7 protein-coding genes and 1 pseudogene are annotated in these 8,150 nt (G+C 70.8%); 4 read left to right on the top strand and 4 right to left on the bottom strand.

Annotated elements, in window-relative coordinates:
- Positions 1 to 53: 53 nt before the first annotated feature.
- Together H483_RS39530 and treZ are read right to left on the bottom strand one after the other, a co-directional pair.
- Positions 54 to 233, bottom strand: a pseudogene (locus tag H483_RS39530) (hypothetical protein); the annotation flags it as partial.
- A 52-nt stretch (positions 234 to 285) separates the two neighbouring features.
- A complete protein-coding gene (gene treZ / locus H483_RS25555) occupies positions 286 to 2,064 on the bottom strand; it encodes a malto-oligosyltrehalose trehalohydrolase (protein WP_017836128.1) in 1,779 nt (592 codons plus the stop codon).
- A gap of 54 nt (positions 2,065 to 2,118) precedes the next feature.
- Between treZ and H483_RS25550 the strand changes: the two genes are divergently transcribed.
- Together H483_RS25550 and H483_RS25545 are read left to right on the top strand one after the other, a co-directional pair.
- Positions 2,119 to 2,796: a YigZ family protein gene (locus H483_RS25550; protein WP_017836127.1), complete on the top strand. Its 678-nt coding sequence runs from the start codon at positions 2,119 to 2,121 to the stop codon at positions 2,794 to 2,796.
- Positions 2,797 to 2,800: 4 nt separating this feature from the next.
- Positions 2,801 to 3,037: a hypothetical protein gene (locus H483_RS25545; protein ID WP_017836126.1), complete on the top strand. Its 237-nt coding sequence runs from the start codon at positions 2,801 to 2,803 to the stop codon at positions 3,035 to 3,037.
- 51 nt (positions 3,038 to 3,088) lie between these two features.
- Here the strand turns inward: H483_RS25545 and H483_RS25540 are convergent, their stop codons facing one another.
- The gene (locus tag H483_RS25540) at positions 3,089 to 3,763 is read right to left on the bottom strand and encodes a nitroreductase (RefSeq protein WP_017836125.1); all 675 of its coding nucleotides are present in this window, start codon (positions 3,761 to 3,763) and stop codon (positions 3,089 to 3,091) included.
- A 424-nt stretch (positions 3,764 to 4,187) separates the two neighbouring features.
- Here H483_RS25540 and H483_RS25535 point away from each other — a divergent pair, with 424 nt between their 5' ends.
- Both H483_RS25535 and H483_RS25530 read left to right on the top strand, forming a co-directional pair.
- Positions 4,188 to 5,117, top strand: coding sequence for a type IV toxin-antitoxin system AbiEi family antitoxin domain-containing protein (locus H483_RS25535; protein ID WP_017836123.1), 930 nt, complete (start codon positions 4,188 to 4,190; stop codon positions 5,115 to 5,117).
- A 164-nt stretch (positions 5,118 to 5,281) separates the two neighbouring features.
- Positions 5,282 to 5,647 (top strand): RNA-binding S4 domain-containing protein, encoded by a 366-nt coding sequence (locus H483_RS25530; protein ID WP_017836122.1) that lies wholly within the window; start codon positions 5,282 to 5,284, stop codon positions 5,645 to 5,647.
- A 12-nt stretch (positions 5,648 to 5,659) separates the two neighbouring features.
- On the opposite strand, the gene treY is transcribed toward H483_RS25530, so the two are convergent.
- Positions 5,660 to 8,149, bottom strand: coding sequence for a malto-oligosyltrehalose synthase (gene treY / locus H483_RS25525; RefSeq protein WP_017836121.1), 2,490 nt, complete (start codon positions 8,147 to 8,149; stop codon positions 5,660 to 5,662).
- Position 8,150: the final 1 nt, after the last annotated feature.

Genomic DNA, 8,150 nt, shown 5'->3' with positions numbered 1-8,150 from the left:
CGAGCGGCTCGAGCCCGGAACCGCGGCGTACGAGTACCTGACCTGAGCCCGGTCTACCCCGTCACCGGGCTGGTGCGCACCACCGCGAACCCGAAGGCCTGACAGAAGACGGAGTCGTGGTCGACCACCGCTCCCGAGGTGAGCACCTCCTCGCCGGTGACCGGGACCCTGCTCGGTTCGGTTCCCAGGTTCACGACCAACGCCAGAGAGCCGCGGTGGACGATCAACCAGCCGAGCGGCTCGAGCCCGGAACCGCGGCGTACGAGTACCTGACCTGAGCCCGGTCTACCCCGTCACCGGGCTGGTGCGCACCACCGCGAACCCGAAGGCCTGACAGAAGACGGAGTCGTGGTCGACCACCGCTCCCGAGGTGAGCACCTCCTCGCCGGTGACCGGGACCCTGCTCGGTTCGGTTCCCAGGTTCACGACCAACGCCAGAGAGCCGCGGTGGACGATCAACCAGCGACCGTCGTCGGCTTCGACCCCGCACCGCACGCCCACCGCCCCGAGCCACGGATCGCTGAGCTCGGGTTGGGCCCGCCGTAGCGCGATGAGCTCGCGGTACCCGCGCAGGATCCCGGCGTGCTGGTCCTCCGACTGCTCGGACCGGTCCAGCACCGACCGCCGGAACGTCTCCGGGTCCTGGGGATCGGCCACGGTGGCCGGGTCCCATCCCATCTCGGCGAACTCGCGGGTCCGTCCCCGGCGCACGGCGTCGGCGAGTTCGGGTTCGGGGTGCGAGGTGAAGAAACAGAACGGGGTCCGGGCGCCCCACTCCTCGCCCTGGAACAGCATCGGGGTGAAGGGGGAGCACAGGATGATCGCGGCCTTGGCCAGCTGCTGCGCCGGCGTGAGGTTGACCGACGGCCGATCGCCCGCGGCGCGGTTACCCACCTGGTCGTGGGTCAGGGTGTAAGCGACGAAGCGGCTGCCCGGCACACGTTCGACGTCCAGCGGGCGGCCGTGCACCCGGCCCCGGAACGCCGACCATGTCCCCGCGTGCAGGAAGGCCCCGGTGAGCACCTGGCGTAACGCCTCGAGGGAGCCGAAATCCGAGTAGTAGCCCTGGCGCTCCCCGGAGACCGCGGCGTGGACGGCGTGGTGCACGTCGTCGTCCCACTGCCCCGTGATGCCCAGCCCGCCGCCCTCGCGGGAGGTGACCAGCCGCGGGTCGTTCTGGTCCGACTCCGCGATCAGGGACAGCGGTCGTCCGAGGTGGGTCGACAGCGACTCGACCTCCACCGCCAACTGCTCGAGCAGGTGCACGGCCGAGCCGTCGTGCAGGGCGTGGACCGCGTCCAACCGCAGGGCGTCCACGTGGAACTCGTCGAACCAGCGCAGGGCGTTGTCGATGATGTACCGGCGCACCTCGCCCGAGTGCGGGCCGTCGAGATTGAGCCCCGAGCCCCACGGCCCGTCGGCCGCGGACAGATACGGGCCGAACTCCGGGAGGTAGTTCCCGGACGGGCCCAGGTGGTTGTAGACCACGTCCAGGCACACCGCGAGTCCGCGCGCGTGGCAGGCGTCCACGAACTGCTGGAACGCGTCCGGCCCGCCGTACGGCTCGTGGACGGCGAACCACGCCACCCCGTCGTAGCCCCACCCGTACTCGCCGTTGAACGCGCCCACCGGCATCACCTCGACCATGTCGACGCCCAGCTCCACCAGGTCGTCGAGGTGATCTATCGCGCTGGTCAGGGTGCCGCCGGGGGAGAAGGTGCCCACATGCATCTCGTAGAGGACCGACCCCGCCAGTTGGCGACCTGTCCAGCGCGCGTCCGTCCAGCGGGCGGCATCCACCCGGTGCACCCGTGAGAGCCCGTGCACGCCATCGGGTTGACGGGCCGACCGCGGGTCGGGACGCGGATCGCTCGTCTCGCCGTCGTCGCCCGTCACCACGAACCCGTAGTCCCTGCCCTGCTCCCGCACGACGGTCGAGGACCACCAGCCGTCGGTGGCGGGGGTCATGGGAAACGGGTCGGCGTCGGCGGAGTCCAGGACCAGGCCGACGGCGTCGGCTGTCGGCGCCCAGACGGAGAAGGTGTCACTGCTCGCGGAGGTCACACCCCCAGGGTAGGGAATGTGAGCGAGCGGGGGCGGCGCGGCGATACTGGTCCGATGACCGACTCCGCGACTCGTGTGCTCAGGCTGTCCGCCGGCCCGGACGTCACGGGCACGTACGAGGAGAAGCGCTCGAGGTTCGTCGCCGTGATGAGGAGGTGTGACGACGAGGACACGGCCCGCGACCTGTTCTCCGAGCTCCGTCGCGCCCACCCGGACGCGCGCCATCACTGCAGCGCCTTCCTCGTGGACGTCCCCGGGGCCAGCCGGATCGAGCGCTCGAACGACGACGGCGAGCCCTCCGGAACCGCCGGCACCCCCATGCTGGAGGTGTTGCGTGGAAGTGGGATGACAGGGGTCGGGGCGATGGTCGTGCGATGGTTCGGCGGAACCAAGCTCGGGGCCGGCGGGCTCGTGAGGGCGTACGGTTCCGCGGTCTCCTCCGCCCTCGACGAGGCGTGGCGGGCGGGTCGGATCGTCGAGGTCACACGAACCCCGGCGTGGCGGGCCGAGGTCGACCACTCACTGGCAGGGGGACTGGAGGGAGCCGTCCGCGCAGCGGGGGCGCAGGTGCTCGGCGTGGAGTACGGCGGGCGGGTCGTGCTGACAGTGGCCGGGGACCTCGAGGTGCTGGGCCCGATCCTGGCGACCCGGACCCCCGGAGGCGTCGAATGGGCGCCCGCAGGGGTGGCGACCACCGAGAACGCGGCAAGTCGCCGGGATATGGAATCCTGATGGTATGAGCATGCAGCCCTACCAGCCGAACTCTATCGAGGCCCAGAAGCAGCAGGTGCGCAAGGATGCGCGCACCACGGCGATCGCGCTGGGCGTGACTGTGGTGGCGCTGCCGATCGCGTTGTTCGCCAGCTCCTTCTTCACCGTGGTGGCGATTCTGGCGGGGATAGTGACGATCTACAAGGGCAACCAGGTGCGACAGGCCATCTCGGGCAAGCCCAAGAACCGCGAGCTCTACTGACGGACCGGGTCCGGTCCCTGGTCAGGCGTGGCGGTGGACCACCGGTCCCGCTCAGCCGTGGCGGCGGACCACGTCGGTGAGGTCCGCGCGGCCGGCCCGGAAGGCGTTGGCCGGGTGCTCCGGGTCGGCGTACCCGAAGGAGATGCCGCACACGATCATCCGGTCGTCGCCGATCCCCAGGTACTCGCGGACCCCGTCGGAGTACAGCGCGAGGGCGGCCTGGGCGCACGTGGCCACACCCAGTGAGGACGCCGCCGCCAGGAACGTCGCCACGTAACCCCCACAGTCCACCGCGCCGTAGGTGCCCAGGCCCGCGTCCGAGGTGATCACCGCGACGTGTGGGGCGCCGAAGAACCGGTAGTTCTCCAGCATCTGCGTCAGCCGCGCCTCCTTGTCCGACCGTTCGATGCCGAGCGCGGTGTAGAGGCCGTAGCCGCTGTCTCGTCGACGTTCGTCGTACACGCCGTCGTAGCGCTCGGGTGCCGGAAGGTCCGACCGCATGCCGTTGTTCAGCACGTACTCGGTCAGGTGCGCGGCGAACCCGGAGGTCGCCTGGCCGCTCACCAACTCGACCTGCCATGCCTGCGAGTTGCACCACGACGCCGTGCGCTGGGCCATCTGCAGGATCCGGTCGATCGTCTCCTCTGGGACCGGCTGGGAGGTGAACCCTCGGCAGCTGTAGCGGTCGTCGAGGATCTGCTCGAGCGTGGCGGCGGCGTCGGTCATGGACCCTCCAGGTAATGGCGCGAAACTGTGACGCCAGTCTCGCACGGGGCGCCTCGCGACCTGCGCCCGCCACCGCCCACCGCGCCCGCCACCGCCCACCGCGCCCGCCATCACGCCGCCCTCGCCATCACGCCGCGCCCGCCATCGCCGCTTCCGCCACGATGCGCCCCTCTGGGTGTGTCCCGCCCGCGTAGCTCCGGGGGCAGATAGCGATGCTCGGGGTGCATCGTGCAACCACGGGGTCGTCCGGCATGTGATCGTCCATTGCTTCGTCGGGGCGCCCCGTCTCGCAGGTGATTCTGGTGGTGAGCGCGTCGGAATGCGCGAACGGCGGCGATTCACTCGCGCTGAATCCATCCACACCATCGTTGGGCGCATACCGGACTCGACGGCCCGCCACAGAACCGTGGCACAGCATGAATGCATGACCGGAATCGAAGAACTGCGTTCACGCCTCTTGACCACAGACGACCTGATAGCGAGGGGCGTCAGCGCCCAGGCTCTCAGCAGAGCGGTGTCCACCGGCGCGATGGTCCGTCTGAGACCAGGGTTCTACGTCGACGCGGCCGCCCGAGAACTAGGCCGGGACGATCGACACCTCCTCATGGTCCTCGCCACTGACAGATGTCTCACGGCGCCGGTGTTCACCCACTGGTCGGCCGCACTCGTGCTGGGACTCCCCGCATGGGGACTGCCACTTCGGCAGGTGTCGGTGTCCCGCAACGGCCACGCCCAGCGATCGCGCAACACGAGGCTGACGAGACACGACGTGTCGCCGCTCGACGCGGACGAGATCGTGACCATCGGCGGACTTCAGGTCACTTCGCCAGATCGGACGGTGGTCGACATCGGAAGATCCTGTGGGCGGGACGCGGGTGTCTCGGCGGCCGATGCCGCTGCCCACGGCGAGTTGGCCACTGCTGACTCACTGCACGTCGCCCTGGACCGGGCGGCGGGTAGGAGCGGAATCAAGAAGGCTCGGGCGGCGATGGAGCTGATGGACGGTCGGAGCGAGAGCGTTGCCGAGACACTGAGCAGGTTGACCTTCTCTGATCACGGCCTGCCGAGGCCGGCGACCCAGGAGAACATCATCGACACACATGGAAATCGTGTCGCCCGCGTCGACTTCCTCTGGCGCGAACACGGGGTGATCGGCGAATGCGATGGGTTCGGGAAGTATTTCGACGGAAACGATCTCAGGGAGGTGAGACGTCGACTCGCGAGGGAGAAGGATCGCGACGCCGAGCTCGTCGCCCTCGGATATCGGGTCATCCACTGGAGGTGGGCAGATCTGGAGAGGCCGTGGATGCTGGCCGAACGGATCCGGCGCGTGCTGCTGGCGGCGGCAGCATGAGGATGAACCCGGTAACCGACCTCCCTTGACACCACATCTCACCGCTGTGGATGATCCGCCCATCCAATTGCGAGTTGCCCCCCGAGCTACGAGGGTGGATCGCAGTCCGAGGGGCGGACCGGGTGCGAACGGCGAGCGGCGACCGGTATCGCTATCCTCCCCGTATGGCGGTGCGGGTGGACGCGTGGACGTGGTCGGTGCGGCTCTTCCCGTCGCGGACCAAGGCGGCGGCGGCCTGCCGCGGCGGGCACGTCAAGGTCAACGGCGAGGCGGTGCAGCCGTCGAAGCCCGTCGTGCCCGGCGATCGCGTCCAGGTGACGGGCACCCTCGGCCGGATTCGCGTCCTCGAGGTCGTGCGGACGGTCAACAAACGGGTGGGCGCGCCGGTGGCCGCGACCTGCTATATCGACCACTCGCCCCCGCCGCCGCCGAGAGAGGTACTGGCCTCACAACCGCGACGGGACAGGGGAGCGGGGCGACCGACCAAGCGAGAGCGACGCGAGACCGACCGCCTCCAGGGCCGCGGGTAGACCCCCGCGCGGTCAGACGTCGTCGCGGACGATCAGCACGACCGGGCACCCGACCAGCAGGTCGCCGACGTCCACCCGACCCGAGATCACCGAGCCACCCGGGCGAACCACCCAGGTTCCCTCTGGGAGCAGGACCTCGGTTCCGCCGAACTCGCCGGCCCCGACCACCGCGGTGCGCCGACTGGCGATCATGCCCACCGCGGCACCCCTGTCGACGAGCCTGGTGAACGCCACCACGTCGGCGGCGGCGGGCCCCCGCACAGGAAGCGGGACGTGCGCGCCGGAAGCCATCGCCGCCGGGTGCGCACGACGGAAGCGCAGCGCCTCGCGGACCATCGCGAACTTGGGGTGCCCACTGCGGGCCACCGCACCGGACCGCAGGGGCTCGTAGTCCACGAACCGGCGGTTGTCCGGGTCGACCAGAGAGTCCTCCCACACCTCCGTGCCCTGGTAAACGTCCGGAACCCCGGGGGACAGCAGCTGCGCCGCCTTGGCGATCAACGAGTTGTCCCGTCCGGCGGGGGCGATGCGCTCGACGAACGGGGTGAGCAGCGCCCCACCCGAGTCGAGCAGCGCGTCGATCCACCCGTGGGCGGCGGACTCGAAGTCGCCGTCCTGATCGGTCCAGGTGGTGTGCACGGCCGCCTCACGCAGGGCCTTCTCGGCGTAATCGTGCAGGCGGGACCGCAGGTCGTCGGGCAGGTAGTCGTCCTCCCGGTCGTCGCCCTCCGCATCGTCGCCGGCGGGCCACACGCCCACGATCACCTGGAGGAGGAAGTACCCGGCGTCCTCGGCGGGCGGGGGGAACGCCCGGAACACCTCGGAGACGAGCTGCGCCCACTGCATGGGCAGCTGGGAGAGTACGGAGATGCGGGCCCGCACGTCCTCGCCCCGCTTGGTGTCGTGGGTGCTGAGCGCCGTCATGGCCAGCGGGCAGGCGAGCGCGCGCTCGGCCATCGCGAGGTGGAACGCCTCCACCGGCAGACCCATGCGGCCCGGCGAGCCTCCGACCTCGTTGAGCGAGACCAGGCGGCCGAGCCGGTAGAACAGGCGGTCCTCCTCGGCCTTCGCCGTGGCCGCCCCGGTCACCTGCGCCAACCGGGCCGAGGCTTCGGTTCCACGGGCCAGGGCCCCGGCCACGAGACCCAGCGCGGGAGCCAGCTCGGGGCGGTCGCGGTGTAGGCCGTCCAAGATCGCCGGCAGGGTCCCGCGGAGGACGGGATAGTCCGCGCGATAGGCGGGCGTGCGCTCGATCACCGAGACCAGCGCCTCGCGGAGCAGGGCCTCGTCGTCGTCACCCGTCACCTCGGTCGCCTCGCGGCCGAGGGCGGCGTCCCGCCGCACCGCGCGGGTCAGGCGCCCCAGTTCGGGGGCGAGGTCCTCCAGGACGATCTGCCGCTTGAGGCGGGCGGACTGCTCGTGGACCTGCTCCTCGTCACCGGGGCCGCCGCAGTACCGGGACGCCAGCTCGGTCAACCGCGCCTGGCCGGCGGGATCGACCAGCATCTGGTCGATCAGGCGGAGCGCGTCGTACCCGGTGGTCCCGTCGACGGGCATCGCGGGGTCGAGCACCTCGGCGGGAGCGAGGATCTTCTCCACCAACAGCCACCGGTCGTCGCCGGCCAGCTCGCGGAGCCGTCGCGTGTAGCCCACCGGGTCGGCGAGCCCGTCCGGGTGGTCGACCCGGATCCCGTCGACGAGGTCCTCCTCGCACCAGCGGCGCACCTCGGCGTGAGTGGCGTCGAAGACCGCGGGGTCCTCCTGGCGTAGGCCCGCCAGCCCGGTCACGGTGAAGAACCGCCGGTAGCCCAGGAGCGGCTCCCGCCAGTGGACCAGTCGGTAGTGCTGGCGGTCGTGCACCTGCTGCGCGGTCCCGTCCCCGGTTCCAGGGGCCACCGGGAAGCGATGGTCGTAGAAGTGCAGCTCGGTCTCGGCGCCGTCGGTATCGGAGGTGTCGGTGTCGGTGTCGGTGCGGGAGGGGGTGACGACGACGAGCTGCTCGACGTCCTCCGGTGACCCCAGCACCGGGATCGCTATCCGGCCGTCCGCCCCGTTGGCGGCCTCGGTGTCGAAGTCGAAGTACGTGAAGTACGGCGACTCCGGGCCCCGGCGCAGCGCGTCCCACCACCAGCGGTTCGCCGCCGGACGGTCCACCCCCAGGTGGTTGGGGACGATGTCCACCACCACGCCCAGGTCGTGCTCCCGGCAGGTGGCCCGGAGCGAGCGAAGGGCGTCGATGCCGCCGAGTTCCGCCGCCACCCTGGTCGGGTCCACCACGTCGTACCCGTGGGTCGATCCCGGGGTGGCTTCGAGGATGGGCGACAGGTACACCGAGCCCACGCCGAGATCGGCCAAATAGGGGACCAGGTCCTCGACGTCGGCCAGGACGAACCCCCGGCCCTCCGGATCGGAGGCGGGCGTCCGCAGTTGGACACGGTAGGTGCTGGCCAGGGCCGCACCCCTGCTCAGCGCTCCGGTCCTGGCCCGGTCCGCGTGGGCCACG

It is taken from the genome of Dietzia sp. UCD-THP, assembly GCF_000349585.1.
GTDB lineage: Bacteria > Actinomycetota > Actinomycetes > Mycobacteriales > Mycobacteriaceae > Dietzia > Dietzia natronolimnaea_A.
The sequence above is the reverse complement of the archived record's forward strand: the minus strand, read 5'-3'. Positions and strand labels throughout refer to the sequence as shown.

Coding starts and splice junctions, on each gene's coding strand:
- H483_RS25540 (WP_017836125.1), bottom strand. CDS start 3,763: ATGACCGACGCCGCCGCCACGCTCGAGCAGATCCTCGACGACCGCTAC.
- H483_RS25545 (WP_017836126.1), top strand. CDS start 2,801: ATGAGCATGCAGCCCTACCAGCCGAACTCTATCGAGGCCCAGAAGCAG.
- H483_RS25530 (WP_017836122.1), top strand. CDS start 5,282: ATGGCGGTGCGGGTGGACGCGTGGACGTGGTCGGTGCGGCTCTTCCCG.
- H483_RS25535 (WP_017836123.1), top strand. CDS start 4,188: ATGACCGGAATCGAAGAACTGCGTTCACGCCTCTTGACCACAGACGAC.
- H483_RS25550 (WP_017836127.1), top strand. CDS start 2,119: ATGACCGACTCCGCGACTCGTGTGCTCAGGCTGTCCGCCGGCCCGGAC.